Here is a 20,408-nt window from a genome sequence, read left to right as displayed (position 1 = left end):
GCGGACGCCTTGCGTACGCCGCCTGAAGACCATTGGAGAACGACGATGCGACTGTTGAGCTATCTGCTGGACGGAGAGCAGCGCTACGGCGCGGCCATTGATGGCGGTGTCGTCGATCTGACCAAGCGGATCGGCCGCGAATTCTCCGACGTGAAGGCGTTGATCGCAGCCAACGCGCTGGCCGAGGCGCTGGAGGCGGCGGCCGGCCAGAAGCCTGACTATGCGCTGGACAAGCTCACGCTGTTGCCGCCGGTGCTGGCGCCCGAAAAGCTTTGGTGCATCGGCGTCAACTACGCCGAGCGCAACGCCGAATATAAGGACAGTTCGGACCTGCCCAAATATCCGAGCCTGTTCGTGCGCAGCATGTCGTCGATGACGGGCTCCGGCCAGCCGCTGGAGAAGCCGCACGTGTCGGACCAGCTCGATTATGAAGGCGAGCTCGTCATCGTGATCGGTCAGGGTGGCCGTCATATCCCGCGCGAAAAAGCCTGGTCGCACATCTTCGGCATGACGCTGTGCAACGAGGGCACGATCCGCGACTGGCTGCGCCATGGCAAGTTCAACGTCACGCAGGGCAAGAACTTCGATCGCTCCGGCAGCATCGGTCCCTGGATCGTCACCGCGGACGAGCTCGATCCGCGCGGGCCGCATGACATCGTCACGCGCGTCAACGGCGAGGTGCGGCAGCAGGACACGACCGAGCGGCTGATGTTCCCGTTCGATTTTCTGATTTCCTATCTCTCCACCTTCGCGACGCTAAAGCCCGGCGACATGATCGTGACGGGTACGCCAACAGGGGCGGGCGCGCGCTTCGACCCGCCGCGCTGGCTCAGGGACGGCGACGTCGTCGAGGTCGAGTCCAGCCGCATCGGCGTGCTGCGCAACGTCGTCGCGGCGGAGCAATAGATCATGCTCGACACCGCTACGATCGAACGCCTTGCCGCGCGCCTCGATGAGGCCGATCGCACCAAGGCGCTGATCCCGATGTTCTCCAGGGACTATCCCAGCTTCAGCATCGAGGATGCCTACGCCGTCCAGCGCGCCTGGACCAAGCTGCAGCTCGGCCGCGGCCGCGTCATCAAGGGCCACAAGATCGGCCTGACCTCGAAGGCGATGCAGAACGCGGTTGGTATCTCCGAGCCCGATTACGGCGTGCTGTTTGCCGACATGTTCTATGCCGACGCTGCGCCGATTCCGTTCGACCGGTTCCATGCGCCGCGCATCGAGGTCGAGCTCGCCTTCGTGCTGAAGGCACCGCTGCGCGGGCCGGACTGCACCATCTTCGACGTGCTCAACGCGACCGACTATGTCACGCCCGCGCTGGAGATTTTGGAGACGCGGATGCACCGCGTCGATCCCGAGACCGGCAAGACCCGAAAAGTCGTCGACACGATCTCGGACAACGCCGCCAATGCCGCGCTGGTGCTGGGCGGCCGGCCGTTCCGTCCGCTGGATGCGGATCTGCGCTGGATCGGCGCGCTGCTGTTCCGCAACGGCGAGGTCGAGGAGACCGGGCTTGCCGCCGGCGTGCTCAATCATCCCGCCAACGGCATCGCGTGGCTCGCCAATCGGCTGGCGCCGCATGACGAGCATCTCGCCGCCGGCGAGGTCGTGCTTGCGGGATCGTTCACGCGTCCGGTCGATATCCGCCGCGGCGACACGTTCCATGCCGACTACGGCGCCTTCGGCTCCGTGTCGTGCCAGTTCGTCTGAACCAACAATAAGGAGGAAGCGCATCATGACAGGCCCAACGCGGCGCAAGAGCATCCATATTGGCGGCTTCAAGCACGCCAACCCGATTCCGAACGCCTGCCGCATCGGCAATCTCGTGATATCCGGCGTCATCCTCGGTCGCGATGCTGCGGGCGCGATGCCGGAGAGCCTGGACGCCCAATGCGCCAACATGTTCGGGCATATGAAGGCGACGGTGGAGGCGGCCGGCGGCACCACCGACGACATCATCAAGATGACTGTGTGGCTGAAGGACCGTACGCAGCGCGGTCCGGTCAATGTCGAATGGCTGAAAATGTTTCCGGATGAGCATTCACGCCCGGCGCGTCACGCGCTGCCGATGGACAACATGGACGGCGGCGCGCTGGTGCAGTGCGACTTCACCGCCGTGATCGACTGAAGGAGTTTGCGCATGCCGACCTATCTGCCGTTCGATCCGACCCCGCGCCCTCCGATCAAGGCGCCGCCGCCGAAAACCGTCGACAGCCAGTTTCATGTACTCGGGCCAATCGACAAATATCCGGAACGTCCTGGCGCGGCCTACCGGATGCCGACCGCAACCTGGGAAGCGGCGCTGCGCGTGCACAAGACGCTCGGGATCGAACGTGGCATCATCGTGCAGACCACGACCTACGGCGCCGACCATTCCGTCGTGCTCGACGGCCTCGCCGCGATGGGGCCGAACTATCGCGGCTGTGCCAACGCGCTGGTGTTCGCGGAGGCGAACGACGCGTATCTCGCCAAGCTGCATGATGCCGGCGTGCGCGGCGCGCGCTTCAGTTTTCGCCAGGAGCTCGGCGCCGTACTGTCGGACGCCGATTTCGCCCGGGCGATCGCCCGCATCCGTGAGCTCGGCTGGTACGTCAAAATCCAGCCGGAGAAGGACGGCATCGTCTCCAGCGTGGCGAAGTACGAGAATCTCGACGTGCCCGTGCTGATCGACCACATGGCCCGCCCCGAGCCCTCGCGCGGCAAGGACGATCCGAACCTGCGCAAGATGCTGGAGCTGCTCAAGAAGGGCAATTTCTGGGTCATGCTCTCGCTCGGCGAGAAAACCTCGCAAGCGGGCCCTCCCTATGACGACGTGATCCCGATCGCGCGGACGTACATCGAGGCCGCCATCGACCGCTGCGTCTGGGCCAGCGACTGGCCGCATCCGGTCTCGGTCAAGCAGCCGCCGAACGACGCCGACCTGCTCGAACTGATGTTCCGCTACGCGCCCGACCAGGCGGAGCTGGAGAAGATTTTGGTGCACAATCCAGCGAAGCTGTTTGGGTATCCGGATTAGTAAACCCTGATGCAGATGCCGTAGGGTGGGCAAAGCGTAAGCGTGCCCACCACCTCCATCAATTGGAAAGGATCGTGGGCACGGCGCAAACGCGCCTTTGCCCACCCTACGAGATATCGCTTGCTCGAGACGCCGCTTGCGCGCTCTTCGGCCACGCTCGCATTAACCCTTCAGTAACACCCGCGGCGCCGCGTGGCGCCTTCGTGGCGTAACTGAGTTCTTAACGAATTGCCTCTAGTTTGCGCATTCCCACCTCGTGATGGCCTGCCGCCTGATTCCGTGGGCGCCGCGCCCAGCAACGTCGAAGAGGCAGAATGCCGGCTCTCAAGGACCTGTTTTCGCTGCGCTCGATCGGCGCCAAGCTCGCCCTCATGACCGTGGTCGGTGCGATCTGCATGGCGCTGGTCGCTTCCACCGTGCTGTGGATCGCGCGCAACCAGCTTGTCACCGAGCGCATCGAAAAGGCGCATGCCGCCGTCGATATCGTCTACAATCTGGCCGACGGCTACTACAAGGCGTTCAAGGCCGGCCAGATGACCGAGGAGGAGGCCAAGAAGCGCTTCCTCGAAGCCAATAATTACGTCTGGTACGAAGACCACAGCAACTACGCTTACATTTACGACTACGAAACCGGGCTGTGCGTCTCCAATCCCGGCATTCCGCAATTCGTCGGCAAGGACATGCGTCCGAACAAGGACGCCAACGGCATGCTGTTCGCAGTCGCGCTGATGGACATCGCGAAGAAGGGCCAGGGCTCGTTGCGCTATTCCTTCCGCCGTAGCGGCAGTGATCCCACCCCGCTGGACAAGGTCGCCTTCACCCGCGGTTTCGCGCCGTGGAACCTGATGATCGGCTCGGCCGAATACATGTCGGAGGTCGACAATTCGTTCTGGTCGATGGTGCAGACGGCCTCGATGGTCATCGCAGTGCTGATGCTGGTCTCGATCATGATCGCCTGGGCCGTCGGCCGCAGCGTGGTCAAGCCGTTGATCAGCCTGAAGGAGCGCATGGCTTCGCTCAGCCAAGGCCAGCTCGAGGCGCCGGTCGCGCATGCCGATCGCCGCGATGAGATCGGCGAGATGGCGCGCACCGTGCAAGTGTTCCGCGACGCCATGTTGGAGACCAACCGCATGCGCGAAGAGCAGGTGGTGGCCGAGAAGCGCCGGGTCGAAACCCGCAAGGTCGACATGAACAAGCTCGCCGATCAGTTCGAGCGCGAGGTCGGCGAGATCATCGAACTGGTCTCGGTGGCAGCCGGCCAGCTCGAGAAATCGTCGACGACGCTGTCCAAGACCGCCGACACCGTCTCGCAGGTCTCCAACCGCGCCTCCACGGCGTCGGGCGAAGCCTCCGCGAACGTGCACTCCGTGGCCGCCGCCAGCGAGGAGCTTGCCTCCTCCATCGGCGAGATCTCTCGCCAGGTCGAGACCTCGGCCAGGATCGCGGGCGAGGCCGTCAGTCAGGCGCAGAAGACCGACAGCCGCATCAGCGAGCTGTCGCAGGCCGCGAGCCGGATCGGCGACGTCGTCGATCTCATCCAGACCATCGCCGGCCAGACCAATTTGCTGGCGCTGAACGCGACCATCGAGGCCGCGCGTGCCGGCGAGGCCGGTCGCGGCTTTGCCGTGGTCGCGTCCGAGGTGAAGTCGCTGGCCGAGCAGACCGCGAAGGCGACCGACGAGATCAGCCAGCAGATCAACGACATCCAGTCGGCGACGCGGGATTCGGTTGCGGCGATCAAGGAGATCGGCACGACGATCGGCAAGATCTCGGAGATCTCGGCCGCGATCTCGACCTCGGTCGGGCAGCAGGGTTCTGCGACGCAGGAGATCTCCCGCAACGTGCAGCGCGCTGCCGAAGGCACCTCGCAGGTCGGGACCAGCATCGCCGACGTGCAGCGCGGCGCGTCAGAGACCGGCAGCGCCTCCGCCCTGGTGCAGTCGGCGGCGCAATCGCTCGCCAACGAAAGCACCCGCCTGAAGCGCGGCGTCGCCAGCTTCATGAGCTCGATCAGGGCGGCGTGACGTTCAGCGTCGCGTGCTTGTCCGGATGAAACCGGCGTCTACGGCAAGCCGTGCATGAGCCAAATCACTGCGACCAGGTTCAGGAGTGCTGTTCCGGCGGGGCCTAAGGTTTTCATGCGGTCATGGATCGTCAGTCCGACGAGGGCGTCGCACCCTTGAACGATGATCATGCTCCAGGCCATGGCGAGGAGCCATTCTGTCGATCCCGTCAGAAGCGGGATCACGCTTGCGATCGCGAGGGCCACGCTGCGGGCGCAAGCATAGAGCGCCATGGTGCGCGCGTTGCCGATTGCGCCCAAGGCTGCGGCCAGCGAAAATCCGAGGCTTATGATCGCGCTGATCAGCGTCACCAATGCGCAGAAGATGAACGGTAAGGTCATTCGCGAAATCCCGTCGTTGCGTGCTCTGATTCCCCAATTGGCGCACGGGGATTATGCGATAGCCGCCAGCCTGTCTCGCACCTCCGCCGCGATCTCGAACGAGCGCAGCCGCGCGGCGTGATCGTAGATCTGGCCCGTGGTCATCAGCTCGTCCGCCGCAGTGTCGGCGATCAGCTCCCTCAGCTTTTCCTCGACGATCGCGGGCGTGCCGACTGCGGAGATCGCCAGCGATTGCGCGACGCCGGCCTTCTCGCCCGGCGACCACAGCGCGTCCATGTCGTCGACCGGCGGCGGCAGCTGGCCGGGCGTGCCGCGGCGCAGATTGATGAACTGCTGCTGCAGCGAGGTGAACATGCGCTGCGCCTCGACATCGCTGTCGGCGGCAAACACGTTGACGCCGACCATCGCATAGGGCTTGTCGAGCTGCACTGATGGCTCGAACCGCGCGCGATATTCGCGCAGCGCCGGCATCATCATCTGCGGCGCGAAATGCGAGGCAAATGCGAAGGGTAGCCCCAGCATGGCTGCGAGCTGCGCGCCGAACATGCTGGAGCCGAGGATCCACAGCGGTACCTTCGTCCCCATGCCGGGCACGGCGCGGATGGCCTGGTTCGGCTGCACGTCGCCGAGCAGCGCCTGCAATTCCAGCACGTCATGCGGAAAGTTTTCGGCAGCTGTCGCAAGATCGCGCCGCATCGCCCGCGCGGTGAACTGGTCGGTGCCCGGCGCACGGCCGAGCCCGAGATCGATCCGCCCGGGATAGAGCGATACCAGCGTGCCGAACTGCTCGGCGATCACCAGCGGCGAATGGTTCGGCAGCATCACGCCGCCCGAGCCGACGCGGATCGTCTTGGTCCCACCCGCGACGTGCCCGATCACCACGGACGTCGCGGCGCTCGCAATCCCCGTCATGTTGTGATGCTCGGCGAGCCAGAACCGCTTGAAGCCCCATTTCTCCGCATGCTGGGCGAGATCGACCGAGTTACGAAACGCTTGCGCGGCGTCGGAGCCCTGCCTGATGGGAGCGAGGTCGAGCACGGAGAAGGGGATCATGCGGGGGTCCGGGGTGGAGGGATAAGAACCATATGTAGGATGGGTAGAGCACTTGCGAAACCCATCATGGTTCCCTCACCGAACAAGGCCTCGATGGGTTTCGCTTCGCTCTACCCATCCTACAAATCTGTTCGCGTGACCCGCACCTCTGTTCACAACGGCGTTATTCACGCCCGTTGCGCCCTCTGTCTCAACTGGGCGTTTGGTGCCTGTTGTTGTACCCTCGGTGAAACAACCGCACAGTTGCCAGGAGGAACCGATATGACCATCGTCGTTCTCAGCCGCCGCAACCTCCTCGCCGCCGGCGGTGCCGTCCTGGCGGCCGGCGTTTTGACAACCGGGGTATCCAGCCTCCTGCTGCCCGCCCGCGCAGATGGCCTCGCACCGACGGAATCGATGACGGGCGGGGCGAACAACTATCGCAAGGGCGCGCCGGTCGTGGACCGGATCGGCAAGGGCGGCTTCTGGATGAGCGGCACCGTGCGCCGCGCCGGTGACGGGGCGCCGCTCGCCGGTCAGCGCATCCAGATCTGGGCGCACACGGTCGAAGGCCAGGAGCACGAGCCGCAGAGTCACGGCGCCACGCTCACCGACAAGGACGGCGCGTTCCGGCTCGAGATGCCGCAGATCATTCCGATCTTCGGTCAGCCGCACGGTCACCTCGCCTATGACAGCGGTGAGTTCAAAACCGTCTTTCTGCGGCCGATCATGCGGAGCCCAAAGGAAACCAGCCTCGAGGCGCACTTCGTGCTTCAGCCGGCCTGACCGCGTTGCAGGTGAAGGGGTGGAGATCGGCCCGGGTACCCCTGATCTGGGCCGCCCTCGCCTTGGTTATCGGCGTGCCGATCGCGTTCGCTGCGGCAAGCGAGCAGCTCGCATGGCGCGGCCTGGTCTACATCCTCGCCGGATTCGCAGGTATCGTTGCCCTCGGTCTCGTGCTGGTTCAGCCGTTGCTGATCGGCGGATATCTGCCGGGCCTGTCGGCTTATCGCGGGCGGCGCGCCCATCACTGGATCGGCGGCGCGCTCGCCTTGGCGGTGGTGATCCATGTCGCCGGCCTCTGGATCACGAGCCCGCCCGACATGATCGACGCTCTGACTTTCTCGTCGCCGACGCCGTTCTCGCCCTTCGGTGTGATCGCGATGTGGGCCATCCTCGCCGTCGCGCTTCTGGCGCTACTGCGCCGGCGGTTGGGATTGCGGCTGCGAACCTGGCGCATCGTCCATGTTCCACTCGCGATCGTCATCGTTGTCTGCGGCGTGGTCCATTGCCTGCTGATCGAGGGGACGATGGAGACAATCTCGAAGGCGGCGCTCTGCGCCGCTGTCCTTGCGGCAACCGTCAAGGTCATGGTGGACCTCTGGCGAAAGCGGGCGTTGCGCGGCGAGAGCGTTGCGCGGCGGTGAAATGAGCGTATCGGTTTAGGTTCGTAGCCCGGATGGAGCGAAGCGCAATCCGGGACGATTGCGTCCGTTGCTGATAACCCCGGATTACGATTTCGCTCCATCCGGGCTACGCCACCGACCTCATCCTGCGGGCCGATTGCCGCTGATGTCGACGGGAGGTATCCTCGCGCGATGACTGCCAGCTCTCCCGATCTGAAAGCATTCCTGCTCGCGACGCCGTTCTTCGGCGGTCTCACGGACCCAAGTCTCGACCTCCTGATATCGATGCTGGTCGAACGCAACTTCGATGCCGGCGCGACCGTCGTGGCGGAAGGCGAGCCGGGTCGCTCGATGTTCATCGTCAAGTCCGGTCGGCTCGCGGTGAGCAAGCGAGCGGATTCGGGGAGCGTCATCCCGATTTCCACTCTTAGGCCCGGCGATTTCTTCGGCGAAATGACGCTGATCGAAATGCAGAACCGCTCCGCCACGGTGGTCGCGGAGAGCCAGACGGTGCTCTACGAGCTGACGGCCCCAAACCTCTACGCCTGCTACAAGGCCGACATCCACGCCTATGTGATCGTCCTGCAGAACATCAATCGCGAGCTGTGCCGGCGGCTGCGCCGCGCCGACGATCGCTTTGCGGGACATATCGTGGGGGAAGACAATTGATCGTGCGTAGTGCGTAGGATGGGTAGAGCGCAGCGAAACCCATCGTGTCTCGGCACCGAGGAATGCGTTGACGGGTTCTGCTTCGCTCTGCCCATCCTACGAGTTACTGGGAGCTCCACCCATGCCAGAAGCTGCACCTATCCAAAAAAGCAGCAGTGCGAGTCTTCTCGAACGACCTCGAGGAATTCTTCGATTGATGCCGCTTCCGGGTGCGGCTGGTAACCGTGCCATTTCATATCGGCGCGTTGCCAGAACACCTTCCAGTTCTTCTTACTCTTGTTGTAGGTCGCTTTCGCGATCGATTGTTCGACCGTCCTGCTTTTCTCGCGCCAATGGGGGCGGATCGAATATATCTCGACGCTCTGGCCCTCGATCCGGAACGCCAGGTCAAGCTTGGCGCGGAGATGCGGCGGTGGTCGTCGCTGCTCGACGAATTCAGCGACCAGCTTCTCGCAACGCTTTATTCCGAATTCTGACAGAGTCACGGCTGATCGGCACCGACAGCAATCTTCCGAGTGATCTCAGGGACGTAGCGTCTCCCGATGAGAATGATGGTGGCACTGCGCTGTTTTGGCAAGCGCGCAGGATGGGTAGAGCACTTGCGAAACCCATCATGCCGCGGCACGGAACAAGTCCTCGATGGGTTTCGCTTCGCTCTACCCATCCTTCGAGCCGTCTCGCCGGCCCGGCTACAGCAACGCCAATGAGTGCAGCGAGTTTCTATGAAAGCCGAAGGCAACCAGGCCGGACAGAAGCAGCGCAGTTCCAGTTACGATCAAACAACACGCAATCACTATTGGAGCCTCTTGGTTCACGCGTTGTTCTCTTGTGACTCTGAGCAGGCCATTCAAGCCATCGTTTTCAACGGTTGGGTTACCTATATCAACCGCGCAACGGGCAACCAGACTACCGCATGCATAGTGTCGCTTCATTGTGAGGCTAGCCGAGACGGCGGCGTTGACGCAGTTGCGTTTGATCCCGATCCCATTCGAGGTGGGAAGATCGTCATCCAGGCGAAGCGCTATACAAATACTGTAGATGTTAGCGCCGTCAGGGACTTGTATGGGACCGTTATGGCCGAGGGCGCAACAAAGGGCATTATTGTTACAACGTCGGGCTTTGGTCCTGATGCGCATCGGTTCGCAAAGGGAAAGCCCTTGACGCTATTGGATGGAAATAACCTTCTCTATCTGTTGGCCAAGCACGGGAGGCTGCTCGGATCGATCTGGCAGAAGCTAAAAAGCTCGGGAACGCTTTGATGCGATAAGACACCGGTCGATTGGCTCTGCCTATCCTGCGACTGTGCGGAACTATTCGTCCGTCGGGCAAAACACCCACCTCCCACAAAACCCCGTCAACCCCCTCTCGCAAAAATATTCCACTTTACCGAAATTCGGAATTGCGGCATTCTCCCCGCATCCCGACCCGAGGAGAGGGGCGATCGTACGTCGTGTCGAACGTGGGTCGGGGGTGCGGTGGACGCGGCAGCGCCGGCGCGGATGTGGGAGCAGGGCGGCAGAGGATTGAGCCAAACCCCGTGAGCTCAGCGCAAGCCGTGTCGTACGAACGGCGCCTGTATCCGATGAAGCTTTCGGCCCAAGCCGGGCTTGCCCGGCGAAGCCTCTTGGCGAAGTCGGGTCGCTGCGACGGCCAAACCGCGTGGTCCCGGCTGTCGTTGCTACAGCCAAGCTTTCGCGACGATGCATCGCCCCAACCGGGCGCGGTGCGTCAACGGATCGCGAAGTGACGGTGACAACAGGAACTCGTCGCCGGGGAGAGCGCGGCATACGCCGTCAACCCATCGCGCAGGGAAGGCCGAGTGTTCGGCGTCACCTGTATGCTGCTGTGCGGTCTCCTTGCGCTACACTTTCGCGCAGCGGACCGCGGGTGCCCGTCGGCACCCGGTCTTCCCTGCGCCTTCTTCACGGAGGAGGGCGGCGGACATGAGCAAAACTCGGGCGTTGGATGCCGCGAGAACGCTGATTCATGCGTACTTCAAGAGATGAAATGGTGCTGCCAGACAGGATTGAACTGTCGACCTCTCCATTACCAATGGAGTGCTCTACCACTGAGCTACGGCAGCATGTGCTGGGATAAGAATCGGCCACCCGAGGGGCCTACCAAGCGGGCCGATATCTGCCACAGGCCTCCCCGCTGTGCAAGCTTGCAAGGACGGCCAAAACGAGAAAATGGGAGCGATGTCGGGGACAATACGGCTGTTTTGGCCGGAAACGACTGACTTGCCGTCGATTTTGGTTCCACGTCCCCCGGCCAACTGGCCAGTTGGCCCGTGCGGCAGATTCGACCCATTTTGAGTTTCGCACGATCGGGACCGCGCGGGCCTCTTGAGCTGCCGCATTCTCTGGGCATGCTATCGCCAACCACTGTATGGACCCGTGATGGCTGACGAGAACGACAGAAGCGCGAAGCAGGCGAGGGGATCGCGGGACGACCGCCTGAAATCGGCGCTGCGGGAGAATCTGAAGCGGCGCAAGGCGCAGGCACGCGAACGCGCCGCAAGTGCGGACCCCTCGCAAGTCGACGATGGTTCCCTAGATGAGGGGACCGCCGGGAAGACGCGCGGCTAGAATTTTTGGAGTGCATGCAGTGACAATCGGGCAGGACTATTCACACCGAACCGATCGCGATGCGATGATGTCGCGGTTCACCCGCCCCGAGCAGACCTTTCCGACGCTGACGTCCGCGGAGATCGAGCGCATGCGGCATTTCGGCGAGCTCCGCACCTATCAGCATGGCGAGCTGCTGTTCGAGACCGGCAAGCCGGGGCCGGGCATGTTCGTCGTGCTGAAAGGCCGTGTCGCCATGACCCAGCGCGACGGCCTCGGCAATATCACCCCGTTGATCGACCAGGGGCCGGGGCAGTTTCTGGCCGAGCTCGGCCAGCTTTCCGGCCGTCCGGCGCTGGTCGACGGCCGCGCCGAAGGCGATGTCGAGACGCTGCTGTTGCCGCCCGAGCGGCTGCGCGCGCTGCTGGTCGCCGAGGCCGAACTCGGCGAGCGCATCATGCGCGCGCTGATCCTGCGCCGGGTCAATCTGCTGCAGGCTGGTGTCGGTGGCATCGTGCTGATCGGTCCCTCTCATTCGGTCGGCGTGGTCCGCCTGCAGGGCTTCCTCACCCGCAACGGCCAGCCGCATCACCTGCTCTGTCCCGAGCGCGATCGTGACGCCGCCGAAGTGATTGCGCGCTATTCGCCGAAACCCGAGGACTGGCCGCTGGTCGTCACGTCCGATGGCGCGGTGCTGCGCAATCCCGGCGAAACCGAGCTTGCACGCGCGATCGGCATGATCGGCGGCCCGCGTAATGACCGCATCTACGATGTCGCGATCGTCGGCTGCGGCCCGGCCGGGCTCGCGACCGCGGTGTATGCGGCCTCCGAAGGATTGTCGGTCGCCGTGCTCGACACCCGCGCCTTCGGCGGCCAGGCCGGCGCCAGCGCGCGCATCGAAAACTATCTGGGTTTCCCGACCGGCATTTCCGGACAGGCGCTCACGGCGCGCGCCTTCAACCAGGCGCAAAAATTCGGCGCCGACATCATGATTCCGGTGACGGTGCAGTCGCTCGACTGCACGCGCAAGGACGGTGCGTTTTCGGTCGCGCTCGACGGCAGCGATCCCCTGCGCTCGCGCGCGATCGTGGTCGCGAGCGGTGCGCGCTACCGCCGGCCTGAGATCGAGAACCTCGACAAGTTCGAGGGACGCGGCGTCTGGTATTGGGCGTCGCCGGTCGAGGCGAAGCTGTGCGCGGGCGAGGAAGTGGCGCTCGTCGGCGCCGGCAATTCGGCGGGACAGGCGGCCGTGTTCCTGTCGGGACACGCCAGACGCGTGCTGATGATCATCCGCGGCGGCGGCCTTGGGGCCAGCATGTCGCGCTATCTCATCGAGCGCATCGAGGCGACGCCGAACATCGAGCTGCTGTTCAACACCGAGATCAGCGCGCTCGAAGGCGACGAAGCCTCGCTGTTGCGGCGCATCCGCTTGCGGAGCCGGCTGTCGAGCGACGAGGAAACCGCCGACATCAAGAATCTCTTTTTGTTCGTCGGCGCCGATCCCGCGACAGGCTGGCTCGACGGCTGCGGCGTGACGCTCGATCGCGGCGGCTTTGTCGTGACGGGTGCGCAGTCCGAGCAGAACCAGGGCCGGCTGGTGGCGCCGCTGGAGACCTCCGTGCCCGGCGTCTACGCCGTCGGCGACGTCCGCTCCGGTTCGGTCAAGCGCGTCGGCGGCGCCATCGGCGAAGGCGCGCAGGTCGTCGCCTCCCTGCACGGCTATCTCGGCGACGCCGCAAAACCGGCGCTTTAGTCAAGCAGAAGACAAGCAGACGGCAAGTCGATTGTGACTTGCCATCGTGCCGTGTCCCACGGACTATCGCTGTGTCGCGCGACCAATCGCGTGGAAGAACAAAGGTTCAACGGGAGGACTAAATGGCCGAACTCGTCGTGCTCTACAAGACGCCCAAGGACACTGCCGCCTTCGACAAGCATTATGCCGAGACCCACATTCCGCTCGCCAAGAAACTTCCCGGCCTGAAGAAATACGCCGTGAGCACGGGCGCGGTCGGCTCGCCCGCCGGACCGTCCGGAGTCCATCTCGTCGCCATTCTCTCCTTCGACAGCGTGGGCGACATCCAGAAGGCCTTCGGCAGCGACGCGGGCAAGGCCGCGGCAGGCGACGTGCCGAAATTCGCCAGTGGCGGCGCCGACCTCCTGATCTTCGACACCAAGGAAGTGTGATCGCGATTCGACTTTCGTTGAAAGCCCGTAGCCCGGATGGAGCGAAGCGTAATCCGGGACGGTGTCATTGAGGTGCAAGACCCCCGGATTTCGCGGCGCTCCATCCGGGCTACAAGCTGCTGTTGTTTGTGACAGCGCTGCAAGAAATTCAGCCATGCGTTTGTCGATTCGCACGATGATGCATGGCTGCACGCACATGTGTGATCGTGCCGCATGTGGCAATCCGATGAGGACCGTAATATCAATCTTCCGATCTCAATGCAGAGGAATAGGAGAGATGTCATGGTTCTCGGGATGAGCCTGCAAGCCTTCACACTGGTCCATGTCATCATCAGCCTGATCGCCATCGTGGCCGGCCTGATCGTGATGTTCGGCCTGCTCGGCTCGAAGCCGATGCCGGGCCTCACCGCGATCTTCCTCATTTTCACCATTCTGACCAATGCGACGGGCTTTCTGTTTCCGTTCAAGGAGCTGCTGCCATCGTACATCATCGCTGGCATCTCGCTGGTGCTGCTCGCGATCGCCTGCATCGCGCTCTACGGCATGAAGCTCGCGGGCGCGTGGCGGCCGGTCTACATCGTGACCGCGATGATCTCGCTCTACTTCAACGTCTTCGTGCTGGTGATCCAGTCGTTCCTGAAGGTGCCGGCACTGGCCGCGCTCGCGCCGGCCGTGCCGCCGAATCCACCGGGAGGTCCCGTGTTCGCCGTGGTGCAGGGCATCGTGCTGGTGTTCTTCGTGCTGGTGACCATCGGCGCCTGGCGCCGCTACAGGCCGATGGCGTTCGCCTGATCGTTTCCGACCAAAGGAGCCTCCCATGCCCAACATCACCACCAAAGACGGCGTCGAGATCTTTTTCAAGGATTGGGGTTCGGGCCAGCCGATTGTGTTCAGCCATGGTTGGCCCTTATCGGCGGACGATTGGGACGCCCAGATGATGTTCTTCGTCACCCGCGGCTATCGCGTCGTCGCCCATGATCGGCGTGGCCACGGTCGCTCGTCGCAGGTCGCCGACGGCCACGACATGGATCACTACGCCGACGATCTCGCGGCGGTGACTGCGCATCTCGACCTCAAGAACGCCATCCATGTCGGCCATTCCACCGGCGGCGGCGAGGTCGTGCACTACATCGCGCGCCACGGCGAGAGCCGGGTCGCGAAGGCCGCGATCCTCTCCGCGGTGCCGCCGCTGATGGTGAAGACGGAAGCCAATCCCGGCGGCCTGCCGAAGGATGTGTTCGACGGCTTTCAGACAGCACTCGCCGCCGGCCGCTCGGCGTTCTACCGCGACGTCGCCGCCGGGCCCTTCTATGGCTACAACCGCCCCGGCGCAAAGCCGTCGGAAGCGGTGATCCAGAACTGGTGGCGCCAGGGCATGATGGGCGGCGCAAAGGCCCATTATGACGGCATCGTCGCGTTCTCGCAGACCGATTTCACCGAGGATCTGAAGAAGATCAACGTGCCGGTGCTGGTGATGCATGGCGACGACGACCAGATCGTGCCTTACGCCGATTCCGCGCCGCTGTCGGCCAAGCTGCTCAAGAACGGCACGCTGAAGACCTACAAGGGCTTTCCGCACGGCATGCCGACCACGCACGCCGAAACCATCAACGCGGATCTGCTCGCGTTTTTCAAAGAGTGAGGCTGAAGCGGATCACTTCAATATCTCTCTGATCGCGTCGAACGTCCGCTTCACGAAAGCCTCCGGTCTGTCGCGCGTGCCTTCGCAGAGCCAGCTCTCGCCGCCGACGCGCATCGCGCCGGTGGCGATCATGGCGACGAGCCGGGCCTTCAGCCGGTCCGACTTGCGCCCCGAACGTTGCGCAAGTCCGTCCGCCAGTGCGCGTTCGAGCTTCTCGTATTTGAGCTGGTCGCGCGCCTGTAGCGCGGGATTGTCACGCTTGAGCCGTGCCATCGCCGCAGCCTCGGTCGGATCGAGCCGTTTGACCGCCGCCGCAATCGCGCTTTCCGCGGCGGTCAGCAAGGATTCGTCTGCGGGCCTTGCGATGATCGCGGCGACGAGGGCGGTTGAAGCATCCTCCTGCCAGGCGGCAACCACATCCTCTTTCGAAGCGAAGTAATGGAAGAAGCTCCGGCGCGACACATCGGCAGCAGTCGCGATGTCGTCGATGGTCGTGGCCTCGAAGCCCCGCTCCAGGAACAGCGCCATCGCCGCCCGGGTCAGCCGCTCGCGGGTTTCCTGCTGCTTGCGCTGCCGCAAGCCGGTTGCCGCCGGCAATTTCTCCTCGGCGGGCGAGGGCTTGGCGCGTTTCCCGGCCTGTTTCGAAGCCTTCAAATTATTTCACCTCTTGCAAACTTGCACTCAGTGCACATTTAGACCCGTCGCGGGCCTGATTCCAGCCCTGAACGGAGATAATGGCATGACCGACTGGACCACGGCAGACATCCCCTCTCTCAGCGGCAAGACCGTCGTCGTCACCGGGGCCACCGGCGGTCTCGGCTACGAGACGGCGCTGGCGCTGGCGGGCGCCGGCGCCTTCGTCATACTCACGGGACGCAACGACGCAAAGGGCCTGCGGGCGATCGAGCGCATTTGCGCGCAGTTTCCCAACGCGCTGATCGCCTATGAGCATCTCGACCTCGCCAGCCTGTCGTCGGTCGCCGATTTTGCGCAGCGTTTTGCCGCCGGCAACGAGCAGCTCGACCTCCTGATCAACAATGCCGGCGTGATGGCGCTGCCGAAGCGGCAGCAGACCGAGGACGGTTTTGAGATGCAGCTCGGCACCAACTATCTCGGCCATTACGCGCTGACGGCGCGCTTGGTGCCGCAACTGCGCCGCGCCAAGGCCGCGCGCGTCGTCAATCTCTCGAGCCTTGCACACCGCACCGGCGCGATCAATTTGGACGATCTCCAGAGCAAACGGTCCTACCGTCCCTGGCCTGCTTACTGCCAGTCCAAGCTCGCGATGCTGATGTTTTCGCTCGAATTGCAGCGCCGCAGCGACGCGGCCGGCTGGGGCGTGCGAAGCGTTGCTGCCCATCCGGGCTACGCGCGGACCGATCTCATTCCGAACGGCCCGGGCGCCGACGGCCTGTCATGGCGGGTCGGCCAAATGCTCCAGCCCCTCATCAGCCAGTCCGCTGCCGAGGGCGCGCTGCCGACACTGTTCGCGGCGACGTCTGCGGCCGCAGAGCCCGGCGGCTATTACGGCCCCAACTGGTTCTACGAATTGAAGGGGCCACCAGTCCCGGCGAAGGTCATGCCGCGGGCGAAGGATTTCGCTTCTTCTGCCAAGCTGTGGGATGTCTCGGCGACGCTGACCGGTGTATCCTTCGACGAGATCGCGGCCGCCGCATGAGCCGCGACTTGAACAGCGACTTGGGTGGGGACGTCCCGATGCGTGTCATCATTTTCGGCGCGACCGGCATGGTCGGGCAGGGTGTGTTGCGTGAGTGCCTGGTCGATGCCGGCGTTGAGCGCGTGCTGGTGGTCGGGCGCAGTCCGATCGGCGTGCGCAACGCCAAGCTGACCGAGATCATCCACGACGATTTCACCGACTATTCGAAGATCGCGGCGCAGCTCGCAGGCTTCGACGCCTGCTTCTTCTGTCTCGGCGTTTCCTCGATCGGCATGAGCGAAGATCGCTACCGCCATCTCACCCACGACATCACGCTCGCGGCGGCGACGACGCTGGCGCGGCTCAATCCGCAGATGACCTTCACCTATGTCACCGGCGCCGGCACCGATTCCACCGAGCAGGGCTCGCGGATGTGGGCGCGCGTCAAGGGCAAGACCGAGAACGATCTGCTCAAGCTGCCGTTCAAGGCCGCGTACATGTTCCGGCCCGGCGCGATCCAGCCTCTGCACGGGATCCGCTCGAAGACGGCCTGGGTGCAGGCGGTCTATGACGTGACCTGGCCGTTGTGGTCGGTGCTGCGCCGGATATCGCCCAGGCTCGTCACTTCGACCGAGCAGATCGGCCGCGCCATGATCCATGTCGCCCGGGTCGGCTATCCCAGACGGGTGCTGGAGATGGAGGATATCAATAGCGTCTAGCCCGTGCGGCCGCTAGTTTGCGCGGAAATTTCGGCAACGCCGCGCGTTGAGCCGTCTCAGCCCTCGAGGAGAAGTGTCGGTGATGTCTCCCCAGCTCAAACTGATCGCGCTCGATGCCGACGATCTCGCCGTGATCTCGACCCATGTGCAAGATGCCCGCGTGCAGCCTTCCGACATCATTTGGCGGCAGGGCGAGAAGCGCCTGGTGGTCGGGATGAGCCGGCTGGACTGGGAGCAGACGCTGGCGGGCGAGACCGAGCCGCACCGGCTGGTGTCAGCGCTCCGCTTCGACCGCGTGCTCGCCTGCAAGTCGCGCAATATCGATCTCGCGACACCTGAGGCGGTCCTGGACCTCGTCGGCATCGAGTTTCATCCCCGGGACGGCCGCGATGCGGAGCCCGGCGGCAGCGCACTCTTGCTGTTCGCCCAGGGCGGCGCCATCCGCCTCGACGTCGAATGCCTCGAATGCGAGCTGACGGATCTCGGGGCGGACGAATTGGGAACGGGGCTTGGGATCGAGGAGGAGGGGTGAGGTTGCCTGTATACCAGCCGAACCGGCTCGGGCTCTCGCCGGAACGGTAGATTTCCAAGGAGGCTGCCAAGGGTTGACGCAGCTTCCCCGCCGCGCCATTGAGCAGGGGGCCGGTGAGCCAGACTGCGCCCCCTCAACCAGCAGAAGCCAAGCCCAAAATGCCCGTTCGTCTCGACCGCAGCAGCGCCGATTTTGACCAGCGATTCGCGGCTTTCCTCGCCGCCAAGCGCGAGGTCTCGGCCGATGTCGAGGCCGCCGCGCGCACCATCGTCGATGATGTGGCCAAGCGCGGCGACGCCGCCCTGCTCGAGGCGACGGCAAAGTTCGACCGGCTGACGCTGGACGCGTCTGGTCTGCGCGTCTCGGCCGCCGAGATCGAGGCCGCGAAAAAGGCCTGCGATGCTGCGACGCTGGATGCGCTGAAACTCGCGCGCGACCGCATCGAGACTTACCATCGCCGTCAGCTGCCGAAGGATGAGCGCTTCACCGACCCGCTCGGCGTCGAGCTCGGCTGGCGTTATACCGCAATCGAATCCGCCGGCCTCTACGTGCCCGGCGGCACCGCGGCCTATCCGTCCTCGGTGCTGATGAACGCGGTGCCGGCCAAGGTCGCCGGCGTCTCGCGCCTTGTGATGGTGGTGCCTTCGCCTGACGGCAAGCTCAATCCGCTGGTGTTGGCGGCAGCCCATCTCGGCGGCGTCACCGAGATCTACCGCGTCGGCGGCGCGCAGGCTGTGGCCGCGCTCGCTTACGGCACGGCGACGATTGCGCCGGTCGTAAAGATCGTCGGCCCCGGCAATGCCTATGTCGCCGCCGCAAAACGTCTGGTGTTCGGCAAGGTCGGCATCGACATGATCGCCGGTCCCTCCGAGGTGCTGGTGATCGCCGACGACACCGGCAATGCCGACTGGATCGCCGCTGATCTGTTGGCGCAGGCCGAGCACGATGCCAGCGCCCAATCGATCCTGATCACCGACTCGGCGCGGCTCGCCGCTGATGTCGAGAAGGCGGTCGAAGCGCAGCTGAAGACGCTGCCGCGCGCTGTGATTGCCGGCCAGTCCTGGGCCGATTTCGGTGCCATCATCATGGTGAAGACTCTCGCCGACGCCATTCCGCTCGCGGACGCCATCGCCGCCGAGCATCTCGAGATCATGACGGATGATCCCGATGCGCTCGCTGCAAAAATCCGCAATGCAGGCGCTGTCTTCCTTGGTGCGCATACGCCGGAGGCGATCGGCGATTATGTCGGCGGCTCCAACCACGTGCTGCCGACGGCGCGCTCGGCGCGATTCTCCTCAGGCCTCGGAGTCGCCGACTTCATGAAGCGCACCTCGATCCTGAAATGCGGCCCGGACCAGCTGCGTGCGCTGGGACCGGCTGCGATGACGCTCGGACAAGCGGAGGGGCTCGACGCTCATTCGCGCTCGATTGGATTGCGCCTCAATCTGTCATGACCCAGCCGCCCGAACAGGACGACTCGACCAATCGCATCGTCGCGGTGACCCTCGACGAGGATTCGATCGGCCGTTCCGGGCCCGACATCGAGCACGAGCGCGCGATCGCGATCTATGATCTGATCGAGCAGAATCTGTTCGCACCGGATGGTGCCGACGGCAAGGGGCCGTTCACGCTGCATATCGGCATCACCGGCAGCCGGCTGATGTTCGATATCCGTCGCGAGGACAGCACGCCCGTGGTCGCGCATCTGTTGTCGCTGACGCCGTTCCGGCGGATCGTGAAGGACTATTTCATGATCTGCGACAGCTACTACCAGGCGATCCGCACCGCGACCCCGGACAAGATCGAAGCCATCGACATGGGCCGCCGCGGCATCCATGACGAGGGATCGCGCACGCTGCAGGAGCGGCTGAAGGGCAAGGTACGGGTCGACTTCGAGACCTCGCGCCGGCTGTTCACGCTCATTACCGTTCTTCATTGGAAGGGTTAGGGCATGGCCCGGAAAAGTGTGCCGCGGTTTTCCGACAAGGCCATGCCCGCTATCAAAAGGGCCTAACCGCGATGGCGGGTCCGCCACGCGCACGCGATCCGCAATCGGTGCTGTTTTCCTGCGCCATGAACAGCGTGCGCTCGCCGATGGCCGAGAGCCTGTTGCGACACATGTTTCCGCAGGGCCTCTACGTGAAGTCGGCCGGCGCGAGAAAAGGCGAGCTCGATCCCTTCGCTGTCGCGGTGATGGCCGAGCTCGGCCAGGACATCTCCACCCACAAGCCGCAGACCTTTGAGGAGCTGGAGGACTGGGAGGGATTGAATTTCGACCTCATCATCACGCTGTCGCCGGAGGCGCACCACAAGGCGCTGGAGCTGACGCGGACGCTCGCCGCCGACGTCGAATACTGGCCGACGCACGATCCGACCACGATGGAGGGCAGCCGCGACCAGAAGCTCGCCGCCTATCGCGAGGTCTGCGACCAGCTCCTGATGCGGATCCGCCGACGTTTCGCCAAGGTCGGCGCGGCGAACGGGTAGTATTGGGCCGGCGTAACACCTGCGTCACAGATGAAGGGCACACGCTTCTTACCGGACACCTCGAATCACCAAAGTCCGGGTTCCCGGGTT

24 protein-coding genes and 1 tRNA gene are annotated in these 20,408 nt (G+C 64.2%); 20 read left to right on the top strand and 5 right to left on the bottom strand.

Annotation, left to right across the window (positions count from 1 at the left end; all coding sequences use genetic code 11):
* Window positions 1–45 precede the first annotated feature (45 nt).
* The 5 genes from V1280_RS26650 to V1280_RS26630 all read left to right on the top strand — a co-directional run bounded on the left by V1280_RS26650 (window position 46) and on the right by V1280_RS26630 (window position 5,043).
* On the top strand, window positions 46–906 hold the full coding sequence (locus V1280_RS26650) for a fumarylacetoacetate hydrolase family protein (RefSeq protein ID WP_334531048.1): 861 nt from the start codon (window positions 46–48) through the stop codon (window positions 904–906).
* 3 nt (window positions 907–909) lie between these two features.
* The gene (gene hpaH / locus V1280_RS26645; RefSeq protein WP_334531045.1) at window positions 910–1,713 is read left to right on the top strand and encodes a 2-oxo-hept-4-ene-1,7-dioate hydratase; all 804 of its coding nucleotides are present in this window, start codon (window positions 910–912) and stop codon (window positions 1,711–1,713) included.
* 25 nt (window positions 1,714–1,738) lie between these two features.
* On the top strand, window positions 1,739–2,131 hold the full coding sequence (locus tag V1280_RS26640; protein WP_334531043.1) for a RidA family protein: 393 nt from the start codon (window positions 1,739–1,741) through the stop codon (window positions 2,129–2,131).
* Between the two features lie 12 nt (window positions 2,132–2,143).
* Complete coding sequence (locus V1280_RS26635; protein ID WP_334531040.1) at window positions 2,144–3,019, top strand: amidohydrolase family protein; 876 nt, start codon at window positions 2,144–2,146, stop codon at window positions 3,017–3,019.
* A gap of 314 nt (window positions 3,020–3,333) precedes the next feature.
* Window positions 3,334–5,043: a methyl-accepting chemotaxis protein gene (locus V1280_RS26630; protein ID WP_334531037.1), complete on the top strand. Its 1,710-nt coding sequence runs from the start codon at window positions 3,334–3,336 to the stop codon at window positions 5,041–5,043.
* Window positions 5,044–5,081: 38 nt separating this feature from the next.
* Here the strand turns inward: V1280_RS26630 and V1280_RS26625 are convergent, their stop codons facing one another.
* Both V1280_RS26625 and V1280_RS26620 read right to left on the bottom strand, forming a co-directional pair.
* Window positions 5,082–5,423, bottom strand: a complete 342-nt coding sequence (locus V1280_RS26625; protein ID WP_334531034.1) for a hypothetical protein — start codon at window positions 5,421–5,423, stop codon at window positions 5,082–5,084.
* 51 nt (window positions 5,424–5,474) lie between these two features.
* Complete coding sequence (locus V1280_RS26620) at window positions 5,475–6,476, bottom strand: LLM class flavin-dependent oxidoreductase (RefSeq protein WP_334531031.1); 1,002 nt, start codon at window positions 6,474–6,476, stop codon at window positions 5,475–5,477.
* Between the two features lie 261 nt (window positions 6,477–6,737).
* Between V1280_RS26620 and V1280_RS26615 the strand changes: the two genes are divergently transcribed.
* The 3 genes from V1280_RS26615 (at window position 6,738) to V1280_RS26605 (ending at window position 8,530) form a co-directional block, all read left to right on the top strand.
* Window positions 6,738–7,241 (top strand): Twin-arginine translocation pathway signal, encoded by a 504-nt coding sequence (locus V1280_RS26615; RefSeq protein ID WP_334531028.1) that lies wholly within the window; start codon window positions 6,738–6,740, stop codon window positions 7,239–7,241.
* 11 nt (window positions 7,242–7,252) lie between these two features.
* Window positions 7,253–7,882, top strand: a complete 630-nt coding sequence (locus tag V1280_RS26610) for a ferric reductase-like transmembrane domain-containing protein (protein ID WP_334531025.1) — start codon at window positions 7,253–7,255, stop codon at window positions 7,880–7,882.
* A 171-nt stretch (window positions 7,883–8,053) separates the two neighbouring features.
* A complete protein-coding gene (locus tag V1280_RS26605; protein WP_334531022.1) occupies window positions 8,054–8,530 on the top strand; it encodes a cyclic nucleotide-binding domain-containing protein in 477 nt (158 codons plus the stop codon).
* A gap of 137 nt (window positions 8,531–8,667) precedes the next feature.
* Here the strand turns inward: V1280_RS26605 and V1280_RS46880 are convergent, their stop codons facing one another.
* The gene (locus V1280_RS46880) at window positions 8,668–9,015 is read right to left on the bottom strand and encodes a DUF3024 domain-containing protein (RefSeq protein WP_442895165.1); all 348 of its coding nucleotides are present in this window, start codon (window positions 9,013–9,015) and stop codon (window positions 8,668–8,670) included.
* Window positions 9,016–9,252: 237 nt separating this feature from the next.
* Between V1280_RS46880 and V1280_RS26595 the strand changes: the two genes are divergently transcribed.
* Window positions 9,253–9,789: a restriction endonuclease gene (locus V1280_RS26595; RefSeq protein ID WP_334531017.1), complete on the top strand. Its 537-nt coding sequence runs from the start codon at window positions 9,253–9,255 to the stop codon at window positions 9,787–9,789.
* 749 nt (window positions 9,790–10,538) lie between these two features.
* Here V1280_RS26595 and V1280_RS26590 read toward each other — a convergent pair.
* Window positions 10,539–10,613, bottom strand: a tRNA-Thr gene (locus tag V1280_RS26590).
* 316 nt (window positions 10,614–10,929) lie between these two features.
* Between V1280_RS26590 and V1280_RS26585 the strand changes: the two genes are divergently transcribed.
* The 5 genes from V1280_RS26585 (at window position 10,930) to V1280_RS26565 (ending at window position 14,923) form a co-directional block, all read left to right on the top strand.
* The gene (locus V1280_RS26585) at window positions 10,930–11,118 is read left to right on the top strand and encodes a hypothetical protein (RefSeq protein WP_334531014.1); all 189 of its coding nucleotides are present in this window, start codon (window positions 10,930–10,932) and stop codon (window positions 11,116–11,118) included.
* On the top strand, window positions 11,087–12,850 hold the full coding sequence (locus V1280_RS26580; RefSeq protein ID WP_442895164.1) for an FAD-dependent oxidoreductase: 1,764 nt from the start codon (window positions 11,087–11,089) through the stop codon (window positions 12,848–12,850). The genes V1280_RS26585 and V1280_RS26580 overlap by 32 nt, the downstream gene beginning before the upstream one ends.
* A 122-nt stretch (window positions 12,851–12,972) precedes the next feature.
* Entirely contained in the window at window positions 12,973–13,281 is a 309-nt protein-coding gene (locus tag V1280_RS26575) for an EthD family reductase (RefSeq protein WP_334531011.1), read from the top strand.
* 282 nt (window positions 13,282–13,563) lie between these two features.
* On the top strand, window positions 13,564–14,073 hold the full coding sequence (locus V1280_RS26570; RefSeq protein ID WP_334531008.1) for a hypothetical protein: 510 nt from the start codon (window positions 13,564–13,566) through the stop codon (window positions 14,071–14,073).
* A 25-nt stretch (window positions 14,074–14,098) separates the two neighbouring features.
* The gene (locus V1280_RS26565; protein WP_334531005.1) at window positions 14,099–14,923 is read left to right on the top strand and encodes an alpha/beta fold hydrolase; all 825 of its coding nucleotides are present in this window, start codon (window positions 14,099–14,101) and stop codon (window positions 14,921–14,923) included.
* Window positions 14,924–14,935: 12 nt separating this feature from the next.
* On the opposite strand, the gene V1280_RS26560 is transcribed toward V1280_RS26565, so the two are convergent.
* Entirely contained in the window at window positions 14,936–15,577 is a 642-nt protein-coding gene (locus V1280_RS26560; RefSeq protein WP_334531002.1) for a TetR/AcrR family transcriptional regulator, read from the bottom strand.
* A gap of 85 nt (window positions 15,578–15,662) precedes the next feature.
* Between V1280_RS26560 and V1280_RS26555 the strand changes: the two genes are divergently transcribed.
* The 6 genes from V1280_RS26555 (at window position 15,663) to V1280_RS26530 (ending at window position 20,318) form a co-directional block, all read left to right on the top strand.
* Complete coding sequence (locus V1280_RS26555; protein WP_334530999.1) at window positions 15,663–16,601, top strand: SDR family oxidoreductase; 939 nt, start codon at window positions 15,663–15,665, stop codon at window positions 16,599–16,601.
* Window positions 16,602–16,639: 38 nt separating this feature from the next.
* Window positions 16,640–17,299, top strand: coding sequence for an NAD(P)H-binding protein (locus V1280_RS26550; protein ID WP_334530996.1), 660 nt, complete (start codon window positions 16,640–16,642; stop codon window positions 17,297–17,299).
* Window positions 17,300–17,381: 82 nt separating this feature from the next.
* Window positions 17,382–17,831: a DUF2948 family protein gene (locus tag V1280_RS26545; RefSeq protein ID WP_334538423.1), complete on the top strand. Its 450-nt coding sequence runs from the start codon at window positions 17,382–17,384 to the stop codon at window positions 17,829–17,831.
* A 158-nt stretch (window positions 17,832–17,989) separates the two neighbouring features.
* Window positions 17,990–19,285 carry a histidinol dehydrogenase gene (gene hisD, locus V1280_RS26540; protein WP_334530993.1) on the top strand — a complete coding sequence of 432 codons (1,296 nt, stop codon included), beginning with the start codon at window positions 17,990–17,992 and terminating at the stop codon, window positions 19,283–19,285.
* Window positions 19,282–19,779 carry a UPF0262 family protein gene (locus V1280_RS26535; protein ID WP_334530990.1) on the top strand — a complete coding sequence of 166 codons (498 nt, stop codon included), beginning with the start codon at window positions 19,282–19,284 and terminating at the stop codon, window positions 19,777–19,779. The genes hisD and V1280_RS26535 overlap by 4 nt, the downstream gene beginning before the upstream one ends.
* A gap of 71 nt (window positions 19,780–19,850) precedes the next feature.
* Entirely contained in the window at window positions 19,851–20,318 is a 468-nt protein-coding gene (locus tag V1280_RS26530; RefSeq protein ID WP_334530987.1) for an arsenate-mycothiol transferase ArsC, read from the top strand.
* Window positions 20,319–20,408: the final 90 nt, after the last annotated feature.

The organism is Bradyrhizobium sp. AZCC 2230 (genome assembly GCF_036924495.1).
In the GTDB taxonomy this organism is placed as follows: domain Bacteria; phylum Pseudomonadota; class Alphaproteobacteria; order Rhizobiales; family Xanthobacteraceae; genus Bradyrhizobium; species Bradyrhizobium rifense.
This window is presented reverse-complemented; position numbering and strand designations above follow the sequence as displayed.